Source organism: uncultured Dokdonia sp. (assembly GCF_947492815.1).
Classification (GTDB): Bacteria; Bacteroidota; Bacteroidia; order Flavobacteriales; family Flavobacteriaceae; genus Dokdonia.
This window is the reverse complement of the sequence record NZ_CANLOB010000007.1, coordinates 150,178-173,363: the sequence shown is the minus strand read 5'-3', so window position 1 is coordinate 173,363 and position 23,186 is coordinate 150,178. Positions and strand designations below refer to the sequence as shown.

At 34.4% G+C, this 23,186-nt stretch carries 14 protein-coding genes; 8 read left to right on the top strand and 6 right to left on the bottom strand.

What is annotated here, in order from left to right:
- Positions 1–8 precede the first annotated feature (8 nt).
- The 3 genes from Q1A01_RS09510 to Q1A01_RS09500 all read left to right on the top strand — a co-directional run bounded on the left by Q1A01_RS09510 (position 9) and on the right by Q1A01_RS09500 (position 3,807).
- Positions 9–2,201 (top strand): peptidase domain-containing ABC transporter, encoded by a 2,193-nt coding sequence (locus tag Q1A01_RS09510; RefSeq protein WP_299679486.1) that lies wholly within the window; start codon positions 9–11, stop codon positions 2,199–2,201.
- A 12-nt stretch (positions 2,202–2,213) separates the two neighbouring features.
- A complete protein-coding gene (locus tag Q1A01_RS09505; protein ID WP_299679483.1) occupies positions 2,214–3,506 on the top strand; it encodes an HlyD family efflux transporter periplasmic adaptor subunit in 1,293 nt (430 codons plus the stop codon).
- A gap of 79 nt (positions 3,507–3,585) precedes the next feature.
- Positions 3,586–3,807, top strand: coding sequence for a hypothetical protein (locus tag Q1A01_RS09500; protein WP_299679480.1), 222 nt, complete (start codon positions 3,586–3,588; stop codon positions 3,805–3,807).
- A gap of 34 nt (positions 3,808–3,841) precedes the next feature.
- On the opposite strand, the gene Q1A01_RS09495 is transcribed toward Q1A01_RS09500, so the two are convergent.
- The 4 genes from Q1A01_RS09495 to Q1A01_RS09480 all read right to left on the bottom strand — a co-directional run bounded on the left by Q1A01_RS09495 (position 3,842) and on the right by Q1A01_RS09480 (position 7,887).
- Entirely contained in the window at positions 3,842–5,245 is a 1,404-nt protein-coding gene (locus Q1A01_RS09495; protein WP_299679477.1) for a nucleoside transporter C-terminal domain-containing protein, read from the bottom strand.
- Between the two features lie 17 nt (positions 5,246–5,262).
- The gene (locus Q1A01_RS09490; RefSeq protein ID WP_299679474.1) at positions 5,263–5,886 is read right to left on the bottom strand and encodes a bifunctional nuclease family protein; all 624 of its coding nucleotides are present in this window, start codon (positions 5,884–5,886) and stop codon (positions 5,263–5,265) included.
- A 184-nt stretch (positions 5,887–6,070) separates the two neighbouring features.
- Positions 6,071–7,039, bottom strand: a complete 969-nt coding sequence (locus Q1A01_RS09485; RefSeq protein WP_299679471.1) for an electron transfer flavoprotein subunit alpha/FixB family protein — start codon at positions 7,037–7,039, stop codon at positions 6,071–6,073.
- A gap of 107 nt (positions 7,040–7,146) precedes the next feature.
- A complete protein-coding gene (locus tag Q1A01_RS09480) occupies positions 7,147–7,887 on the bottom strand; it encodes an electron transfer flavoprotein subunit beta/FixA family protein (RefSeq protein WP_299679469.1) in 741 nt (246 codons plus the stop codon).
- Positions 7,888–8,140: 253 nt separating this feature from the next.
- On the opposite strand from Q1A01_RS09480, the gene Q1A01_RS09475 reads away from it, so the two are divergent.
- The 5 genes from Q1A01_RS09475 (at position 8,141) to Q1A01_RS09455 (ending at position 21,642) form a co-directional block, all read left to right on the top strand.
- Positions 8,141–9,118 carry a pyruvate dehydrogenase complex E1 component subunit beta gene (locus Q1A01_RS09475; protein WP_299679466.1) on the top strand — a complete coding sequence of 326 codons (978 nt, stop codon included), beginning with the start codon at positions 8,141–8,143 and terminating at the stop codon, positions 9,116–9,118.
- 66 nt (positions 9,119–9,184) lie between these two features.
- Positions 9,185–11,728, top strand: coding sequence for a DUF5686 and carboxypeptidase-like regulatory domain-containing protein (locus Q1A01_RS09470; RefSeq protein WP_299679463.1), 2,544 nt, complete (start codon positions 9,185–9,187; stop codon positions 11,726–11,728).
- Positions 11,729–11,874: 146 nt separating this feature from the next.
- A complete protein-coding gene (locus tag Q1A01_RS09465) occupies positions 11,875–18,276 on the top strand; it encodes an alpha-2-macroglobulin family protein (RefSeq protein ID WP_299679460.1) in 6,402 nt (2,133 codons plus the stop codon).
- Between the two features lie 281 nt (positions 18,277–18,557).
- Positions 18,558–19,085 carry an inorganic diphosphatase gene (locus tag Q1A01_RS09460; RefSeq protein WP_299679457.1) on the top strand — a complete coding sequence of 176 codons (528 nt, stop codon included), beginning with the start codon at positions 18,558–18,560 and terminating at the stop codon, positions 19,083–19,085.
- Positions 19,086–19,206: 121 nt separating this feature from the next.
- Positions 19,207–21,642, top strand: a complete 2,436-nt coding sequence (locus Q1A01_RS09455; protein ID WP_299679454.1) for a sodium-translocating pyrophosphatase — start codon at positions 19,207–19,209, stop codon at positions 21,640–21,642.
- A 95-nt stretch (positions 21,643–21,737) separates the two neighbouring features.
- Here Q1A01_RS09455 and Q1A01_RS09450 read toward each other — a convergent pair whose 3' ends face one another.
- Both Q1A01_RS09450 and Q1A01_RS09445 read right to left on the bottom strand, forming a co-directional pair.
- Positions 21,738–22,409 carry a hypothetical protein gene (locus Q1A01_RS09450; RefSeq protein ID WP_299679452.1) on the bottom strand — a complete coding sequence of 224 codons (672 nt, stop codon included), beginning with the start codon at positions 22,407–22,409 and terminating at the stop codon, positions 21,738–21,740.
- A 155-nt stretch (positions 22,410–22,564) separates the two neighbouring features.
- Positions 22,565–23,149, bottom strand: coding sequence for a hypothetical protein (locus Q1A01_RS09445; RefSeq protein ID WP_299679450.1), 585 nt, complete (start codon positions 23,147–23,149; stop codon positions 22,565–22,567).
- Positions 23,150–23,186: the final 37 nt, after the last annotated feature.

Genomic DNA, 23,186 nt, shown 5'->3' with positions numbered 1-23,186 from the left:
CAGTCATTTTGAAGAAGTTTCCTTTTTATAAACAAGCAGATAGTAAAGATTGCGGGCCTACGTGTCTCAAAATGATTGCTAAATACTATAAAAAGCCTATTCCTATTCAACTGTTAAGAAGCCTAAGTGAAACCACAAGATCAGGAAGTAGCCTGTTAGGTATTAGTAATGCAGCTGAAAAACTAGGATTTAGAACATTAGGTGTAAAAATAACCCTTGATCAACTTCAAGAAGAAGTACCATTACCGTGTATTCTTCACTGGAATAAAAATCATTATGTAGTACTTTATAAAATATCGAGAGGTATTTTTCATATTTCTGACCCTGCACATGGGATTTTGAAATATACAAAAGAAGAGCTCCTTAAATTTTGGATAGGTAATAATGCAACCGATGCTACTGTAGAGGGAATAGCTCTATTACTCGAAACAACACCTAAGTTTTTTGAAGAACATTTTGAAGAAGAAAAAAAGAATTTTGGATTCTCTTTCATCTTCAAATATGTGTTTCGATATAGGAAGTTTATTGTCCAGTTAGTGATAGGACTTCTTGCGGGAAGTTTATTACAAGTTGTCTTCCCATTTTTAACGCAAAGTGTCGTTGATGTAGGTATAAAGACAAGTGATATTAACTTTATTTATTTAATACTTATCGCGCAAGTTGCTTTATTCCTAGGAAGAACAGGTGTTGAGGTGATTAGGAGTTGGATTCTATTACATTTAAGTACACGTATTAATATCTCTTTAATTTCAGATTTCTTTATTAAATTAATGAACCTGCCTATATCCTTTTTTGATGTCCGTATGACAGGGGATATTCTACAACGTATAAATGACCATAGACGTATAGAACGTATTTTAACGACATCGTCGTTAAATGTTTTGTTTTCGATGGTAAATCTTGTGGTGTTTGGATTTGTATTAGCGTATTATAGTTTTCAGATTTTTGGTGTCTTTTTCTTGGGAAGTGTACTGTATTTTTTCTGGATTGTAATTTTCCTTAAAAAGAGAGCCGATCTTGATTACAAGCGTTTCTCTCAAGTAAGTCAGGAACAAAGTAAAGTGATTGAGCTTATTAATGGAATGCAGGAAATCAAGCTTCATAATGCAGAAAAACAGAAAAGATGGTCTTGGGAATTTATGCAGGCACGCCTCTTTAAAATCTCTATAGAAAGCCTTGCGTTAGAACAATATCAAAGTGTAGGATCTGGGTTTATCAATGAGCTTAAAAATATTTTAATCACCATTTTATCGGCAACCTTAGTTATTGATGGAGATCTGCTTTTAGGAGAGATGTTTGCTGTTACCTATATCGTAGGACAATTGAATTCTCCAATCTCACAATTGATAAGCTTTATTAGAGAATTACAAGATGCACGTATCTCATTAGATCGTTTAGGAGAAATACATAATAAAGAAGATGAAGAAGGAAGAGAAGAAACTAAAATAACAGATATTCCTAAAAATGCCGACTTTGATATTAAGGATATCTCATTTAGATACATTGGATCTGATGTGAAGGTGCTTGATAATTTAAGTTTACATATACCTGCAAATAAAGTGACTGCTATTGTTGGAGTAAGTGGTAGTGGTAAAACAACATTAATGAAAATACTTCTTAAGTTTTATGAGCCTAATGAAGGACACATAAAAATAGGAAGTGCAGATCTTCAAAATGTATCACAATATTCTTGGAGGGCTTCTTGTGGAGTTGTGATGCAAGAAGGATATGTCTTTAATGATACGATTGCAAATAATATTGCTGTAGGAGATGATTATGTAGATCGAAAAAAACTGGCACATGCAGTCGATGTAGCAAATATTAAAGAGTTTATAGAGACGTTACCATTGTCTTACAATACAAAAATCGGAATGGAAGGCGTTGGACTGAGTACAGGACAAAAGCAGCGTTTGTTTATTGCCAGAGCAGTATATAAAGATCCTAGTTTCTTATTCTTTGATGAAGCTACCAGTGCATTAGATGCAAACAATGAAAAGGTAATCATGGAAAAGCTAGACGAATTCTTTAAAAATAAAACAGCAGTAGTGATTGCCCACCGATTAAGTACCGTAAAAAATGCAGATCAAATAGTAGTATTAGATCAAGGTAAAATTGTAGAAGTTGGAAACCATCAAACGCTTACCCGTGAAAAAGGGTATTATTATAACCTAGTAAAAAATCAGTTAGAATTAGGATCGTAAAAAGAGTAAAGAATGCCAGATCAAATAGACGACATAGAATTACGTAGCGAAGAAGTTCAAGAGATTTTAACACGACCTCCTAACTGGATGATACGTTGGGGGAGTGCACTTTTTTTAGGATTAATAGTGCTATTACTTGCTATTTCTTGGTTTTTGGAATATCCAGATATTATCACTTCGCAAGCTATTATTACCACACAGGTACCTCCTCAGAAAGAAGTAGCTAGAAGTAGTGGGAGATTTTCTGCAATCCTAGTAGATGATAGACAAGAAGTTTATAAAGGACAAACCCTAGCGGTTATTGAAAATACAGCAAATCATGAAGATGTTTACAAGCTCAAGGCAACATTAGATACTATATCATTACAAGGCGATTCTTTTTATTTTCCCTATACAGAAATGCCATTGTTTACTTTAGGAAATATAGAGTCTGATTATGCACTTTTTGTTAATAATTATATATTATATGAACTTAACAAAGAGTATCAACCTTTTTCTAATCAAGCGATTGCGAATCGTATCTCCATTTCAGAACAAAATAGAAGATTAAAATTTGCAGAATCACAGCGTCAACTTAATAAGACAGAATTAGAACTTGCTAAGAAAGAAAAAGTACGTTATGAAGAACTCTACAAAAATGGAGTAATTTCTACTTCAGAAATAGAAAGAAGAAGAATAGAATATTCTCAAGTAGAACGTAATTTTAAAAATTTAGACGCTTCTATCTCTCAATTAAGAGAAGGGATAAGCGGTGCGCAAAGTACTTCCAAAGGAACTGAAATTAGCGGTATTAGAGAAGAGAAAACGTTATTAATAGGAGTTATACAATCTCTTAATCAGCTTAAGAAAAGTATTAAAGATTGGGAGCTTACTTATGCATTAACATCAAAATTAGATGGGGAAGTTTCTTTTCTAGATTTTTGGAGTGAAAATCAAACGGTAAATGCAGGAGATGTTGTTTTTACTGTAATTCCTAAAGATGGTTCAGAATATGTAGCAAAGCTTAAAACACCTGCCCAAAATTCAGGGAAAGTAAAAGTAGGTCAAGATGTTATTATACGCTTAGAAAATTATCCTGACACAGAATTTGGAACAATAGAGGGTAAAATAGAGAAGATATCAGTTATTGCAGATGCAGATGGGATGTATGCTGTTGATGTGTCAATGCCTAAAACATTAATAACCACGTTTGATAAAGAGATTGAATTTCAACAAGAAATGAGAGGTTCGGGAGATATCGTTACAGAAGATTTGAGACTTATAGAACGTTTCTTCTATCAACTAAGGGATATCTTTAAAAGATAGTTTTTAGGTATATGCTTTCGCGAAAGCGTATATAGAATAATTTTTATATATGACGTATGATCTATACTAAAGGAGTAAAATGGGAAAACTAGATGTTGCACATTTTATTGGGATTTATCAAATTAGAAAAAAAATGCAGGAAGATGGTGTTACAAATCCAAGTGATGCGGTAAAACAATTTACTAGAGATTTTGTAGATACGTTATCAAAAATGCCGTTAGATGAAGAAATTAAAATTCTTAATCATTCGTTTTTAGATCTGAAAGGAAATGTAATAGCCAGATTGCCAATTAAAAAGTAGTCGAGCTCTCCAAACTCTAAATAACCAACTTTAATTATCCAATAAGCATTCCTGCAATAGTAGCTGTAAGTAAGGCAGCAACAGTCCCTCCTATAAGTGCTTTGATACCAAATTTAGCTAAGGTTGCTCTTTGGCTAGGTGCAAGTACACCTATACCACCAATTTGAATTCCTATAGAAGCAAAATTTGCAAAACCACAAAGGGCATAAGTTGCAATAACAATAGAACGATAATTTGTAATGGCACCACTGGTTTTTAAAGTACTCAATGAACCATAAGCATAAAATTCATTTAAGATTGTTTTCTCTCCTAAAAGTTGCCCAACGGTAGTAATATCTTCGGCGGGCACACCAATTAACCAAGCAATAGGAGCAAAAAGATTTCCTAAAATAAACTCCATAGATAAGTCAGAATAACGACCATCTGTGGCACTTGCAATGACTCCATTCAGCCCTGTAACATCCCCTATTAAATCACCAAGCATCCAGTTGAGTACGCCCATTAAAGCTGTAAAGACTAAGAGCATAGCACCTACATTTACCGCTAGTTTTAAACCGTCTGTAGTTCCTCTAGAAATAGCATCTAATATATTGGTGCCTACCTTTTCTTTAGAGATATCTAGTTTTCTATTTACTTTTTCGGTTTCTGGGTATAGTATTTTTGCAATGATGATTGCTGCTGGTGCAGACATAATAGATGCCGTAAGCAAATGCTTTGCAAAAATAGCCTGTTCGCCAATGCTATCTCCTCCTAAAAATGCGATAAAAGCAGCCAATACACCACCGGCAATCGTTGCCATACCACCTACCATTAGACAAAGCATTTCAGATTTTGACATCTTATCTAAATAGGGTTTTACAACTAAAGGCGCTTCTGTTTGGCCAATAAAAACATTGGCAGCTGCAGCAAGACTTTCAGCTCCAGAAAGACGCATCGTTTTGCTCATTACCCATGCTAATGCTTTTACAATGACTTGTAAAATTCCTAAATAATATAATAAGGATGTAAAAGCAGAGAAGAATACAATAGTGGGTAATACTTTAAAAGCAAAAATATATCCCATACTCGCAGATGGATCTACTAATTTCCCAAATACAAATAAGGCTCCTTCTTCAGCAATATTCAGGAAGTCTACTACTTTACGTGATATCCAATCAAACCCAGTAGCAACAAAATCTACTTTTAAAACCAAGATCGCAAATAATAACTGTAATCCTAAACCGGTAAGCACAAGTCGCCAGTTAATCTTTGATCGATTACTACTAAGCGCATAACATACACCAATCAAAAAGAGCATTCCTAAAAGACCACGCCCTACACTCGTAAAGGATAATCCTATTCCTAAATCAGGGTCGAGAGCAATAGGTTCTTGGTTGGTTTGCGCAATGCTTAAAAGAGGCGTGAGTAGCCCTATGATTGTTAGTAATAATTTGCGCATGTGGTTAGTTAGTTAAGTTAGTTGCGTTTAGAAATCTCGTCTCTTATTTTTGCTGCAAGCTCATAATCTTCATCAGTAACGGCTTGCTCAAGTTGAATATTTAACTCTTTTAAAGACATTCTTTGATAATCATTTTCACTAGATAGTAATTCTTCCTCTTCTTCTTCAAGAATAATTTCATCCATCAAGACTTCATCTTCATCAGTAAATTCTTCAGGATCGGTATTCCCTTTTAAATAAATACCTGCTTTATCTAGAATATTTTTATAGGTGAATATAGGTGCTTGAAAACGTAATGCAAGTGAAATAGCATCACTAGTACGTGCATCAATAATCTCTTCTATTTTATCTCTTTCACAAATGATACTAGAATAAAATACACCATCTACAAGTTTGTGTATGATTACTTGTTTAATAACAATATCAAAACGATCTGCAAAATTTTTAAAAAGATCATGTGTGAGAGGACGCGGCGGTCGTATTTCTTTCTCTAGTGCAATAGCTATAGATTGAGCTTCAAATGCACCTATGACAATAGGTAATTTACGATCACCATCTACTTCGCTCAATATAAGGGCGTAGGCTCCATTTTGTGTCTGACTATAGGAAATCCCTTTTATGTTTAAACGTACTAAACTCATAGTTGGTAAAAGTAATAAAAGTTAATTGAGTTTTGAAGTTTATATAGCGATGAGTTTATAGTTTTTTATTTAGAAGACATCAATTTGCGTAAAATAGTCATAAATAGTTGTCTATACTTTAAATTAAAAATAGGTGAGAACCCTAAAATCCTCACCTATTTTTATAAATAACTATATTGTTATATTAACTATTAGCAGCTTTAAAAGCTTTTAATTTCTCGTTAAGTTCTGGTACAACTTCAAAAGCATCTCCTACAATTCCATAATCAGCAGCTTTAAAGAAAGGTGCTTCAGGATCACTATTGATCACTACCTTTACTTTAGAAGAGTTAATCCCAGCAAGATGTTGGATAGCTCCAGAAATTCCAATGGCAATATATAGGTTTGATGCTACAGGTTTTCCAGTTTGTCCTACGTGCTCTCCATGAGGTCTCCATCCTAAGTCAGATACAGGTTTAGAACAAGCTGTAGCTGCACCAAGTATATCTGCCATTTCTTCTATCATTCCCCAGTTTTCAGGGCCTTTAAGACCACGACCTGCAGAAACCACGATTTCAGCATCTGCAATAGATACTTTATCGGAAGCTTTATCTATAGACTGTACTTTTACACCAAAATCTGAATCATCAAAATTAGGTGTAAAACTTTCTGTAGCAGCAGCACCGCTATTTTCTTTAAGACCATATGCATTTTTACCAAGACCTACTATTTTTACAGCTGTAGTAATTTCTGTTTGGTTAAACGCTTTATTCGTAAAAGCAGTACGCTTTACTTTAAATGGAGCAGCACTTTCAGGAAGCGCAACAACATTAGAAGCATATCCTGCCTCTAGTTGCGTAGCGAGTAAAGGAGCTACGTATTTTGCATCTGCTGTTTGACTTACAACAATAACTTGAGATCCTTCTGCTTTTGCAGCCTGTGCAATTGCTTTTGCATACGCAGCAGCATTAAAAGCATCTAGATTTGAATCGCTTACATTTAATACTTTGTCTACTCCGTAGGTACCTAAAGCTCCAGCGTCACCTCCATTTATAGAGATTGCTGTAACAGTAGTTCCCATCATATCTGCGATACCCTTTGCGTAACTAGCTACTTCAAAAGCTGTTTTTTTAAAAGCACCATTTTCTGATTCTATATATACTAAAACTGACATAATTTGTGACGTTTATGTGGTTGCTATTATATGATAAATAAACAACCCTACTATTTTGTTTAATGTTGTGTACGCTTTCGCGAAAGCGTATATATAATTGGAATTAGTTAGATTGCTTTTGCTTCGTTATGAAGTAAATCAATCAGTGCATCTACGTTATCTACCAATTTTACAGCACCTTTTGGAGCTGGTTTTTCAAATGAAACGGTAGTTGTATCTGCCGAAGCACCCGCTGGTTCAACAACGTTAAGTGGCTTTTTACGCGCCATCATAATTCCTCTCATGTTAGGAATACGAAGGTCACTCTCTTCTACCAATCCTTTTTGCCCTCCAATAACTAGAGGAAGACTTGTTGCTACAGTTTCTTTCCCTCCATCAATTTCACGAGTAGCCGTTGCATTTGTGCCGTCTACTTCTAGACTAATACAGGTGTTTACAAAATTAGCTCCTGTAATTCCAGCAAGCATTCCTGGTACCATCCCACCGTTATAATCGATAGATTCACGACCAGCAATCACTAAATCATAACCGCCATTTTGTACAACAGCAGCAAGTTCTTTTGCTACTTGTAATCCATCTTTAGCTTGTGTGTTTACACGAATTGCCGAGTCAGCACCTATGGCAAGGGCTTTACGTAATGTAGGTTCTGTTTCTGGACCTCCTACATTAACTACATCTACAGAAGCGCCTTGTTTTTCTTTAAACCACATAGCCCGTGTAAGTCCAAATTCATCATTTGGATTGATCACAAACTGAACCCCATTGGTGTCAAATTGCGTATCATTATCTGTAAAATTAATTTTAGAAGTAGTGTCAGGTACGTGACTTATACATACTAATATTTTCATAACAATTTAGTATTTGATATTTTAAGTATTTTTGTGTTTTATAACATCTGTCGAAAAAAGAAATAAAGATTACTACACTAAGTTCTAAAAATATTTTTTTGGTGCGATAACCCTACTATTTCGTTTTCGTAACAAAAGTACGGTAAAAAACTTAATTTTACTATGCGCGCATAGTAAAATTTTATAAAAAAGCAATTTAAAGAGCAATCATAAATGCTTACTTTTGTTACCCTATTTTAAAGTAGCATAATTAATGAGAACAATCCAATTTAGAGAAGCCGTATGTGAGGCGATGAGCGAAGAAATGCGTCGCGATGCCTCTGTATATTTAATGGGTGAAGAAGTCGCCGAATATAATGGAGCTTATAAAGCATCAAAAGGAATGCTGGATGAATTTGGTCCTGATCGTGTTATTGATACACCTATTGCCGAGTTAGGTTTCGGTGGTATTGGCGTAGGAAGTACCATGACTGGATGTCGTCCTATTGTAGAATATATGACGTTTAACTTTTCTCTGGTTGGAATTGACCAAATTATTAATAATGCTGCTAAAATTAGACAAATGTCTGGTGGACAGTTTCCATGTCCTATTGTTTTTAGAGGTCCAACAGCTTCTGCAGGACAATTAGGAGCGACACATTCTCAAGCTTTTGAAAACTGGTTTGCAAATACACCAGGACTTAAAGTAATTGTTCCTTCTAATCCATATGATGCAAAAGGACTTTTAAAAGCAGCTATTAGAGATAATGACCCTGTAATCTTCATGGAGTCTGAGCAAATGTATGGAGATAAAGGAGAAGTGCCTGATGGAGAATACGTACTGCCTATAGGTGTTGCAGATATTAAAAGAGAAGGGACAGATGTTACCATCGTTTCTTTTGGTAAAATAATTAAAGAGGCTTACAAAGCAGCAGACGAGCTAGCAAAAGAAGGAATTTCTTGTGAAATCATAGACTTACGTACGGTACGTCCTATGGATCACAAAGCCATTATGGAGTCTGTAAAGAAAACAAATCGTCTTGTTATTCTTGAAGAAGCTTGGCCTTTTGGTAATGTTTCGACTGAAATTACGTACCAAGTACAGGAACAAGTTTTTGATTACTTGGATGCACCTATTATAAAAATAAATACAGCCGATACTCCTGCGCCTTATTCTCCAGTGTTATTGGAAGAATGGTTGCCAAATAGCGGAGATGTCATAAAAGCTGTTAAAAAAGTACTATATAGATAAATAGTACGTTAACGTACAATAATGGAGCTTCATTAATCATAATAATGAAGCTCTTTCATTTTATATATGAATAGTTATAGAATATTAATACTTATATTATTTTTTCCTTTCGTTATGGTCGCTCAAACCAAAGTGAGCGGTGTTGTCTATGACGATCAAGATAATCCCGTTCCTTTTGCAAATGTGGTGTATGTAGGGTCTAATGAAGGAACTATTACAAATGAAAATGGACGTTTCTACCTTGAGTCTGAAAATACTTGGGAGAAAATACGTATATCTTTTATTGGATTTACTGACAAAGAAGTTACACTTACGTCACGTGTCAATTATGACATGAAAATTGTACTTGCTCAAGAAGCCGCTGCGATAGATGAAGTCTTTATCTACTCTGGAAAGACATCAAAAAAGAATAACCCAGCTATAGATATACTTCGTAAAATATGGTCGCGTAAAAAACAAAACGGCCTTCGTCAATTTAAACAATACGAGTACGATAAGTATGAAAAAATAGAATTTGATCTTAATACTATTGATAGTGCCCTGATAAATAGTAAACTATTTAAGGGGATGGAATTTATTTTTGAGCAAACAGATACTTCTCGCATAACAGGAAAAACATACCTTCCTATTTTTGTAAACGAAGCTGTTTCTAAAATATATGGTAATAACGAATCCAGAAAAGAAAAAGAAGATTTACTAGGAAATAAAAATAGTGGGTTTAGTGAAAACCAAACGATTATAGGTTTTGTAAAAGATTTATATAATGATTACGATGTCTATCAAAACTATCTTAAGTTTTTTGATAAAACATTTACGAGCCCTATAAGTCGTACAGGAATACAGACATATAATTATGTGCTTTCTGATAGTGCATATATCGATAACAAATGGTGTTATAATATTATTTATTATCCTAGACGAACTAATGAGCTTACCTTTAAAGGAGATTTTTGGGTAAATGATTCTACGTGGGCTATTAAAGAAATTAATATGCAACTCTCTAAGAGTGCAAACATTAACTGGGTAAAAGAAATTTATCTAGAGCAAGAGTTTGATATTGTAAATGATACTACCTTCTTGTTGAAAAGAGACTACTTCTTATCTGACTTTGCATTCAGAAAAAAAGAAGAGTCTAGAGGTCTTTATGGAAAGCGTACAACACTGTATGATAATTATGTCTTTAATCAAAAGAAGGATAAAGAATTCTACGAAAAGGAAGTATACTATTACGATAAAGATGTCTACAATAGAGATGATGATTTCTGGGAAAAGAATAGGAAAGAAGAATTAAACGCTGATGAAAAAGGTGTTTATAAAATGCTGGATACACTTAAAACAGTAAAAAAGTTTAGAAATCTTTATAACCTTGGTTCAGTACTCGCTTCTGGGTATTGGGAGTTTCCTAGTTTAAATCTGGATTATGGTCCTATCTTCTCTACGTTTGGATTTAATGAAGTAGAAGGATTACGACTTCGTACGGGAGCTCGAACCTATTTTGGACAAAATGATTTATGGAGAGCTGAAGGGTTTTTAGCATATGGATTTAAAGATCAGAAATTTAAATTTGGATTATCAGCAAAATGGCTTGTTGATAAGAAAAGCCGACTTATATTCTCAGGTGGTTACCGGCAAGATGTAGAGCAAATAGGGGCAAGTCTTACAACATCTAGAGATGTTTTAGGAAGAAATTTAGCTTCTTCTTCCTTAGTAAATACTGCAAGTAATGATAAACTAACCTCTATTAAACTTGCTAATTTTGCTGCTGAAATTGAACCTATACGTAATCTGAAATTCCGAACAGATTTTTCATTAAGAAGTCTTGAATCTGCATCAGAAACATTTAATCTCGAGTATTTTACTGATGCTTCAGAGACAACTACAAAGGCAGACCTTACACAAACAGAAGTTGTGCTTACCACGATATGGGAGCCTGGAAAGAAAACCTCTGGGTTTGGTGTAGAGCGAAGAGTTGTAAATGAATGGTTCCCAAGTTTTTTCTTAAGTTATACAAGAGGTCTTGAAGGGGTTCTGAATAGTGATTTTGAATATGAAAGATTACAGTTCTCTTTTAGGAAAGGCATTCGTATAGGTGGTTTTGGAACATTAAACGTTTCTACAGAAGTGGGGAAAACGTTTGGAGAGGTACCATTGGCATTATTAAGTCCAGTACCAGGAAATCAATCGTTATTTTCGATCTTTAATACCTACAGTCAACTTAATTTCTATGAGTTTGTAACAGATGAATATGCTTCCGTGCAATTAGAACATAATTTTGGAGGACGTATCTTTTCTCGAATACCATTTTTAAAGAAATTAAACCTTCGAGAAATCGTAGGGATACGAGGTGTTGTAGGTAATATCTCACAAGAGAATATAGATCTAAACAGGCCTGCTTTTGAGAATCTTAGATTTATTCAAAATGACTTGCCCATCTCTACATTGACTCCTCAAGATATTGCACCTACCGCAGAGCCTTATTTTGAATATAGTTTTGGAGTAGGGAATATCTTTAAAGTCTTCCGTATTGATGTAAACTTTAGAGGGAATTATAACGACCTTCCTGATGCGCGTACTTTTGGTGTTACAGGATCTTTTGGATTCTTCTTTTAAGAAAAATAAGGTGTTGTAATAATTTTGCTTTCGCGAAAGCAAAAACATCTATTAGAATAGTTTACTAACTCAAAACATATGTTGCCTCATTATGGTTAGCACCCAAAGGTGTAGTATCTTTACTTTGGATCAAAATCCAACCTGTAATGAAAACAATCGTAATGACTCTTTTTTTTGTGCTTAGCTTTCAGCTAGTTAAAGCGCAAGAATCTCCTTATCAAAAACAATGGATACAAATAGATACCTTAGAACTTAGAGGGCAAGTAAAAAGTGCATTACAACTAGTTGATGGTATTAGAAAAGTAAGCGATAATACATCAAATATTAATGATTATGTGAAGGCATCGCTGTATCGATGGAAGTTTCTTAAAATAGTTACAGAAGATGCTGAACATACAATTATTAAGGAAATAGATGAAACGTTAGAAAAACTGCCTGTTGCACAAAAAGCAGTTTTGCAAGTAATAAAAGCTCGACTACTGTATGATTATTATAATGAGGACCGTTATAGAATTAATGAGCGAATTTCAGTATCAAAAAAAGAAGAAGATATTACCACTTGGTCAGGTGTAGATTTTGTAAACGAAATTATAAATATATATCAAGAAGTACTTCGCAATAAAGAAAAACTCATTAAAATTCCAATTTCTGAAGTAGAACCCTTGCTTTTGGAAGGATTACTAAATAGGCATTACAAACCCACATTGTATGACCTTATAGCTCAAGAAGCGCTAAATTTTTATAAAAATCCATTATACGGAATAGATAGACCTGCTGTTTTATTTGAAATAAAACATCCTTCTTTTTTTAATACGTCTGAAGCGTTTAGGCATTTAAAGTTTGAAACTGAAGACACGCTCGCTTCCAGTTATAATGCGGTGAGACTTATGCAAGAAATAGAGGAGCTACACGCGCTAGATGAAGATCCTACAGCATATGTTTACGCACAATTAAGACGGTTACAGTTTGCAAAGCAATATGCTACAAATAGTGCGAAAGATTCGTTATATGAAAAGGGGTTGAGTGCGCTTTCGCGAAAGCATAAAAAGCATTTTATTCATGGGGTATTACAAGTAGAACTAGCGAGTCATTATGTAAATTTAGCACGTGGCCTTGAAAATAAAGAAGAAAACTATTACCTCAAAGCAAAAGATATATGTACACTACTTCTTGAAAAATATCCTAATTCTGAGGCTTCTATACGCGCAACACATGTACTTAAAGAGATTCATCAAGCAGAACTTTTTATAAAGGTACAAGCAGAAACATTACCTGGTAAGGCAAATAGAATGTTTGTTAGCTATAGAAATGTAGATACACTATGTGTAAAAATTATTAAAGCTCCTACATCCTATAACGTGCATAATGCTTATACTATAGACTCAGAATTTTGGGATATTATAAGTGGTGAAAAAAATCAAAATGCTATTGTAGATTCACTTACGTATATTTTGCCAAAATCTAAAGATCTGAATCAGCATTCTACAGAGGTGCTTCTACCTAAATTGCCACATGGGAAATATCTTTTTTATGTAGATAATGAGCAGCTAATTTCTACAAAAAGTTACGCTTTTGGATTTACAGAAGTTACGCAAATAGGATATACAGTAACAAATTATGAATGGAAGAAAGTTTTTCAATTTTATGATAAAGCATCTGGGGTACCTTTAGAAAAGGTGAGAGTATCTTCAGAAGGAGGTTCAGATGTGTATAATACTTCTGGAGTAACTGATGCTTCTGGAGAGTATGTAATAGAAAAAAATAAAAATAAAGAAAACAACTATCGTAATAGTAATGTCACTTTTACAGCTATATATAATAAAGATACGTTACGATTTAGGAATCGAATATATCCTTTTTATGGCGGTGATAGTAATATCGGAAAGAGGTCTAAGGTTGAGGTATTTTTAGATAGAGGTATTTATAGACCAGGGCAAACGCTATTTTTTAAAGGAATCTTATTACAAAAGGAAGGTAAAAAATCTACTATTGTATCTCAGGAGGAAGTACGATTATATATAGAAAGCAGTAATGGTGATGTATTATTAGAAAAGGAATTTATCACTAATGAATATGGATCTTTCTCTGGAGATTTTATGATTCCAAAGGATGTGCTTACAGGTCAATTTAGGATATATGTAAAAAAAGGAAACAATAATACTGGATTTTGGAAGGATATTTCAGGACATAATAATGGATATACCTATTTTAAAGTAGAAGCATATAAACGTCCTACCTTTGAAATTACTTTTGATACTATTTCAAAGGCATACAAGCCTAATGATACGATTACCATTACTGGAAATGCAAAAGCTTTTTTAGGATCCAATATTACAGAAGCAGACGGAACGTATACAGTGACTAGAAAACAAGTGTATCGTTATTGGTATTACCGAGCGAATAGAGAAATAGGTCGTCAACTAGATAATGGTACTTTTAAAACAGATGCCGATGGAAATTTTGAGGTCAAATATCTTGCAAATTATGAAGGAATATCCCCAGCTACTATTTTTGAGTTTTCAGTTAATGTTGAAATTACAGACCTTAATGGAGAGACGCGTACTGCACTAAAAACACTTAAAATAAGTGATAAGAATTTATTGACTACACTCACTGCTCCTGAAGAAGTAAAAGGAGGGGAGGCCTTTTCTATTGAGGTTGAAAATAAAAACCTTAATGATACCCAAGTTGCTTGTGATAATACAATTAAGATATTTAAATTAAAAACACCCAATAAAATTCTTTTTGATAGACTTTGGGAAACTCCAGAATTTCAACAAATCTCTAGAGAAGATTTTCAGGAAGCATTTCCAAATGAATTATATGATCAAGATAGTATTCCAAAGTCAAAAGGCGCTTTAGTATATGAAGGTGTTTTTAATGATCAATCTCAGTATACAAAAGAAATCTTAGCAAATGATTTATGGGAAGCAGGAACATATATTATAGAACATACGGCGATAAGTAAAAAGGGGACTCGTCTGGTTACAGAAAAACAATTTAAGCTACACCAGCCTAAACAGCAATATCTTCCCAAAAATCAATTGTTTAGTTATGAGCTCTTGAATGAGAATCCTCAAAAAGATGGCTTTATTTCATTAGCACTTAAAACGTCATTAAAAGATCTTTCTGTTTTTGTAGATGGCTTTCACAAGAAAACTAGATTTTATAAGGATGTAATTCAACTGGATGGTAAAGAGACTATTAAAATAAAATTAGATGCTTCTTTTGAAAAATCAGTTACAATTCGTTTAAAATATGCAAGATTTGGTCGATTTTTTCATGAAGACATTCCGGTAGATATATCTATTCCTAAAGATGTCCTTCAAATAGAAACACAAACATTTAGAAGTAAACTCTATCCAGATGCTAAAGAAAAATGGAGTTTTAAAATTAGAAATTCCAAAGACGAAAAAGTTCAGGCAGAAATTCTAGCATCTATGTATGACAAATCACTAGACACCTATGCAAAAAGCTATTGGAATCACAACTTTGGTATTAGATCCTATATTAATAATAGGATACCGTCCTTAGAGAATGATCATAGGGGTTTTGTGAGTGTTTTTAGATTCAGACATAAGCAAGGGCGAAAGTTTGTTTTTAATAGCAGATTTGATAGAATAAACTTCTATGGATTATATCTTCAGAGGTATGAGTATTTATACAATAATTACCTTAGGGAGAAACGAATACTTCAAAAACAAGAAACTAAGGTCACTAATAGTCGCCTTGGGAATCTAAAAGGTGTCGTGTTAGATAAAAATGGAAATCGTTTGTCAAGAGCAGAAATTACAGTCAAAGGTACTGGTATGCATACTCAGACAGATGCTTATGGGGAGTTTTCTATAAAAGCAAAATCATCTGATGTTTTAGTGATATCTAATGTAGGATATATAACCCAAGAATATAAAGTAACAGGAGATGTAATGTATATGACGCTTGAGGTAGATATTACTGCAAATGGTATTGTAATCACTGCGCAGGGAATAAAAAGAGAGAAAAAAGCACTAGGGTACGCTGTAAGTGAAGTGGAATCTGAAGAAGTAAGTGTTGAAGTGTTAAATGAACTTTCTGTAGTTGCAGATGATGCAGATTATGCTTTTAATGCAGATGGGAATGCATTAACACTAACAGATACTGTAGCATTTAATTTTAATTCTGATAAAGCATTACTTTATAATTCAAGATCAGATGCAGATCTAGATGTGTTTGATTTCAAGGGCGTTAAAATTCGTAAAAACCTTAACGAAACTGCATTTTTCTATCCGCATCTCACTACAAATCGTAGAGGAGAGGTTAAATTTACATTTGATGCCCCTCAATTATTATCACAATGGCGTTTTAGGTTGCTTGCGCACTCTAAAGACATCATTACTGGGAATCTAGAAAAAGAAGTAGTTACTCAGAAAGATGTAAGTTTAGTCCCTAATGCACCTCGTTTTTTAAGAGAAGGAGACACCGTAGAATTAAGTGCAAAAATTGCAAATCTTACAAGTAAAGAGATGTATGGTGCTGTGCAATTACAGCTTTTTGATGCACTTACTATGCAGCCTATTGATGTAGCACTCAATAATACAAAAGCATCTCAGAAAATGACCATTACACCCTACGGTAATACAAATGTATTTTGGAGATTAGATATTCCTGCAGGAGTTCAAGCAGTAATGTACCGTATGGTTGCAAAAGCAGGTTCTTTTTCTGATGGAGAAGAAAATATACTCCCCGTTTTATCTAATAGAATGATGATTACAGAATCTGTTCCTTTTCTTGTGAGAGCAGGAGAAGAACGAGAAGTGACCATGAATCATTTGATGCAAACAACCTCAAAGACGCTAAAACACCAAAAATTTGCGTTGGAATACACTTCCAACCCTTCTTGGTATGCTTTGCAAGCATTACCTTATATGATGGAGTTTCCACATGAATGTTCAGAACAGACATTTTCTAGAATGTATGCCAATAGCCTTTCGGCGAAAGTTTTGAATAGCAATCCTGAAATTAAAAAGGTGTTTGATTCATGGAGAGGTGATGGTGAATTGAAAAGTGCTTTAGAAAAAAATGAGGAGTTAAAATCTATTCTTATCGCTGAAACTCCATGGCTACGAGATATGCGTTCTGAAACTGAGCAGAAAAAGCGCTTAGGATTATTATTTGATATTCAAAAAAATACAATAGCGCAAGAAAATACACTGGCCAAATTAAAAGAAAAACAAAACGACGATGGTGGATTCCCTTGGTTTTCAGGAGGGAAAAGTAATCCATATATCACAAGACATATCGTGTCTGGGATGGGACATTTGCAAAAATTAGAAGTAGGTGTAAATGCCCCCTTAATGATTGAAAAAGCTATTGATTATTTAGACATAGAGGAGGAAGATGCATTAGCACGTTTTATAAAACACAATAAGGATACAACGTTGTTTTATAGCCGTAGAGATCATTTACATTTCTTATATGCTAGATCCTATTTTGTAAAAGAATATCCTTTGCCAGTAAGAGTTCAAGAAATAACAAATAGATCATTACAAATCTATAATGATACTTGGTTGTCTAAATCTATCTATGAAAAAGCACTATTAGCTTTAGTCAATTATAGACTTGGTAATGTAGCAATGTCAAAAAAGATACTTACTGGTCTTAAAGAATCTGCTGTGCAATCTGAAATAAATGGGATGTATTGGAAAGATAATCGTTCTGGATGGTATTGGTATGAAGCTCCTATAGAAACACAGGCATTACTTATAGAAGCCTTCGATGAGGTGTTAAAAGATCAAGAGACTGTAGAAGAGCTTAAGATATGGTTACTGCAACAAAAACGTACTAGTGATTGGAAAACAACCAAGGCAACCGCTGCGGCAACATATGCTCTTTTAATGACGGGTAATTCCTTTACATCGCTAGATGATACGACTCAAATTGAAATGCAAACTTCAGAACTTCAAAAACGAATGGATGAAGCACCAAGAGAACAAGGAACAGGATATGTGAAAGCAGTTTGGAATAGTGATGACGTAACAACATCTTTGGGTAAAGCAACTATCAAGAATCAAGGAACAACAGTAGGTTATGGAGGTATGTATTGGCAATACTTTGAAGACCTGGATAAAATTGAGAAAACTGAAGGTGCCGTTTTAAATATGTCTAAAGCGTTGTTTCTAGTAGATAAAAGCAATCCTACCAAGCCATTACAAGAAATCACTAATAAAACGCCATTACAATTAGGACAAACTATTAAAGTGCGATTAACGGTTAACGTAAAAAGTACTATGGAATTTGTACATCTTAAAGATATGAGGGCAAGTGGGCTAGAACCTATAGATGTCATATCAAGGCATAAGTACCAAGATGGACTTTCTTACTATCAAAGTACACGAGATGCTGCAACACATTTCTTTTTTGACAACTTGCCTATGGGTACCTATGTATTAGAGTATGAGTTAAGAGTTAATAATAAAGGAGTGTTTTCAAACGGTGTGAGTACGATACAAAGTATGTATGCGCCTGAATTTTCAGGAAACACATCTGGAAAGAAGATTACTGTAGAGTGATCATCTAACATAAACTTAACATGCCATTCCTTGGCTATATCGTTGTTTCAGTGTATTTTTGCACCCCGAAAACGAAGAACACATGCTTTTTAAGTATTTAAACAATTGGTTTTCAGTTGCTTAATTGTGTTCGTTAAATTTCTGGGTACGCTTTCGCGAAAGCGAACTTGTGAGATTCACGACTACAAGGAGAGCGAAGCGTTAAAGCGTATAAAAGCAAATGACCTTAGTGTCAATTAAGTATGGTTTTTGTGAAAACAAAAATCGAATGAAATTAGAGTATGACAGCAGATAAAATAAAAACGTTTGATGTACTTATCGAGATCCCAAAAGGAAGTCGTAATAAGTATGAGTATGATTTTGAATTAAAGAAAATACGATATGATCGTATGATCTTTTCATCAATGATGTATCCTGCAGATTATGGATTTGTACCTGAAACATTAGCACTAGATGGAGATCCTCTAGATGTGCTAGTATTGGTAACAGAACCTACGTTTCCAGGATGTGTAATTGAAGTGAAGCCTATAGGTGTTTTTCACATGGCCGATGAAAAAGGACCAGATGAAAAAGTAATATGTGTACCTGTAAGTGATCCAATAGCTAGTAGAGTAAATGACCTTTCTGAATTAAATCCACATTTAATAAAGGAGATTGAGCATTTTTTCCAAGTATATAAAGATCTTGAAGAGAAAAAAGTAGATGTAGGTGGATGGGGTGATGTACAAGAAGCAAAAGAAATTGTTGCAAAATGTATAGAACGTTACCAAGAAAGTGACGTGCCACGCAGTGAAGTAAGTATCTACTAGATTACACTTTTTAAAAGAATTAGCCTTTAGCCACAATCCTTTGGATTGAGGCTTTTTTTGTTCGCTCTGATTTTCCTACATTAGCGACGCTTAAAAAATAATTAAACCAAAAATATATTATATGGAATCAATGATGATTTATATGCCTATTGCAATGGCAGTATTAGGGCTAATTTATATGGGAGTAAAGCGCTCTTGGGTAATGAAACAAGATGCGGGAGATGGTAAGATGAAAGAAATTTCGGATTACATTTATGAAGGGGCTTTAGCTTTCTTAAGTGCTGAGTATAGATTACTTGCCATTTTTGTGGTTATTGTAAGTGTTTTATTGGCAATTGTTTCTTTTGTGGTGCCTACAACACATTGGCTTATAATAGTAGCCTTTATTTTTGGTGCTATCTTTTCTGCATATGCAGGAAATGTAGGAATGAAAATTGCTACAAAAACCAATGTAAGAACGACACAAGCAGCGCGTACAAGTTTGCCTAATGCACTTAAAATCTCTTTTGGAGGAGGAACTGTAATGGGACTTGGTGTTGCAGGACTAGCAGTTTTAGGACTCACAGCTTTCTTTATTATCTTTTATAATTACTTTATGGGGGGCGAATGGGTCTCTACAGATAAGATGACAATTGTATTAGAAACCTTGGCTGGTTTTTCTTTAGGAGCTGAATCTATCGCACTTTTTGCACGTGTAGGTGGTGGTATTTATACAAAAGCTGCCGATGTAGGAGCCGATCTTGTAGGGAAAGTAGAAGCAGGTATTCCAGAAGATGATCCTCGTAATCCAGCTACGATTGCTGATAACGTAGGAGATAATGTAGGAGATGTAGCAGGTATGGGAGCTGATTTATTTGGATCTTATGTAGCAACAGTACTTGCAGCAATGGTTCTTGGTAACTATGTAATTAAAGATATGGGAGGTAGTATTTCTGACGCCTTTGGAGGAATAGGACCTATCTTATTACCTATGGCAATTGCAGGAGTAGGTATTATCATTTCTATTATAGGAACCATGCTGGTAAAAATAAATAGTAATGAGGCAAAAGAAGCACAAGTAATGGGAGCTCTTAATAAAGGAAACTGGACCTCTATTATTTTAGTAGCATTAGCGTGTTTTGGGTTATGTACTTGGATGCTTCCTGAGACCATGAAAATGGAATTCTTTGGAGAAGGTTTACAAGAAATTTCTGCAATGCGTGTATTTTATGCAACACTTGTAGGCTTAGTTGTTGGGGCTGTTATTTCTTCGGTGACAGAATATTATACAGGATTAGGGAAGAGTCCTATTCTTAAAATAGTACAACAATCTAGTACAGGAGCAGGAACAAACATTATTGCAGGTTTGGCAACAGGGATGATTTCAACATTCCCTTCAGTATTATTATTTGCAGGTGCTATTTGGGCATCTTATGCATTTGCAGGTTTTTATGGGGTAGCACTAGCTGCTTCTGCAATGATGGCAACAACTGCAATGCAGTTAGCTATTGATGCTTTCGGACCAATATCTGATAATGCTGGTGGAATTGCAGAGATGAGTGAGCAAGAGCCTATTGTACGTGAGCGTACAGATATTTTAGATTCTGTAGGAAATACAACAGCAGCAACAGGAAAAGGATTTGCGATTGCTTCTGCAGCCTTAACGTCTCTAGCCTTATTTGCTGCCTATGTAACCTTTACAGGAATAGACGGAATTAATATATTTAAAGCACCCGTACTTGCAATGCTTTTTGTAGGAGGTATGGTACCAGTAGTATTCTCTGCTTTAGCAATGAATGCTGTAGGAAAAGCGGCTATGGAGATGGTACAGGAAGTACGTCGCCAGTTTAAAGAAATTCCTGGAATTATGGAAGGTACTGGAAAACCAGAATATGATAAGTGTGTAGCTATTTCTACACAAGCTTCTTTAAAGCAAATGATGTTACCTGGATTATTGACAATAGGTTTCCCATTAGTGATTGCTTTTGTGCCCTTACTTTTTGGAATGGATAATTTAGCGATTGCTGAGATGTTAGGAGGTTATATGGCTGGAGTTACTGTAAGTGGAGTTCTTTGGGCAATTTTCCAGAATAACGCAGGAGGTGCTTGGGATAATGCTAAGAAATCTTTTGAAGCAGGTGTAGAGATTAATGGAGAGATGACATACAAAGGATCTGATGCGCATAAAGCAGCAGTTACTGGAGATACTGTAGGAGATCCATTTAAAGATACCTCTGGGCCATCTATGAATATTCTTATCAAGCTTACGTGTTTAATAGGATTAGTAATTGCTCCAATTTTGGGAGGACATACCGAAGATGGTGTTGCCTTAACTGAAATTCAAGAAATTGAAGTCGTAGCAAATACAACTTCTGATAAGGAAGTACAAAAGAAAGTAGAAGTTAACATGAATGCTGATGATAATGGACAGGCAAAAGCTACATTTATTGCAACAGTGACTAAAGATGGAAAAACAACTTCTGAAGAAAAAGTATATGAAGGTACTGTTGAAGAAGTAAAAGCTTCTGTAGAATCTTCTAAAGAAAATGTTACGATTAAAGTAAAAACAGGGAAGTAAAATCTGTTTTTGAGTCACCCTAAAAATAGGTTGACTGCTTATAGATAATTTACTAAATCCAGCGAAGCTAACTTCGCTGGATTTTTTGTTTATTTTTAATTACACTGATGTTTTGTGAGTTTGAAAGATGCTTTTAAATAACGATTACTAATGCCAAATGTATTGCATAGTAATGCATCTCCAAAAAAGTTTACTTCTGAGACAATCCAATCTGGATAATTTGTTTGTTGGTATTCTCTTATTTTACAGGCAAAATGATCTTTAAGTTCATTTGCTTTTTCTGGAGTAATAGCGTCACTTGATAAGTATTCATAATAATCATACTCAAAAGTATCTAAATTAAAAGCAGGGCTTTCTATAAAAAAGACTTCTCCAAAAGTGTTTTCTACAGGAGGACCACAAGGGCGGATACAGGTGTAACTAAACTCACAACTTGGTAGGAAGTTTTGTTCCAATTCATAATCTATATACCCAGGTCCGTTGTCACCAATAGTCCAAATAGTAGTTGTTGCTATCGGAGTGATATAATTTATAAAATCGCAAGTGGTAAGGTTGTTTGCACCGTCAAAACTTGGATTACAACCAGGTCTTCTCGTTATATCAGAATTAGGCTTGGTAGTAATTTGAGAAGATGCCTCTTTTGTAGTATTATGATTTAAAATATCTGAACTGGTAAAGATATCTTCATCTTCGGTTTGACAAGAGATAGATACGAGTATTGCTGTAACTGCAATAATCCATTTTAAATTTAAAAGTTGTTTTTTCATGTTAGCTATATATATGTTAATAATCAAGCTGTTCAAGAAAAAAGACTTTTGTTACCCATCTTAAGATAAGATGTATTTATTATATTCTAGCTTGTAACTATATATAAACAAAAAAGCGAGCTATTTAGCTCGCTTTTTTGTTTATATAAGTTGAATTATAGTCTTTCGAGACTTACAGCTGCGCTAACTGTTGCGGTAGTTTCAATACCTTGTTGTTCAATTACAAATTCTGTATCTGTAATTTCTATCACAAGACTTGTTTCATTTAGCGTTGTAATAGTACCAGTACTTTCTAACATATCATTATCACTAGAAGTAATAGTGATTTGATCTCCATCGATCACCCAATTTCCTGAATCAATAAATAAAATACCAGGAATAGTTTCTGTGATAGATTGACCTGCAACAGTAGTGGTTAATTCAATATTGTAATCTCCATCCGAAGTAACTTCGTTTGGTTGTTCAGTAAAGTTAACAGTGTAGTTAAGATCAATCCCTTCTCCAACAAAATCAGTTTGTATGGTTTGTCCTGAAATTTCAACAGTTGAAGTTCCAGTAGCATTAATAGAAGTGACTTCCCACATATCAATAATACTAGAAGAATCATCATTCATCTCATCAGAAGGTTGATCCATGTTTCCGGGAGACTCTTCACCCATAGGATCGGTAGTGTCAGTACTGTCATCATCGCTACAAGAAATCATAATAATAGCGAATAATAGCATAAAAATTGGTTTCATAATTTTCATTACACGTAGTTTTTAGGATTTAAAAATA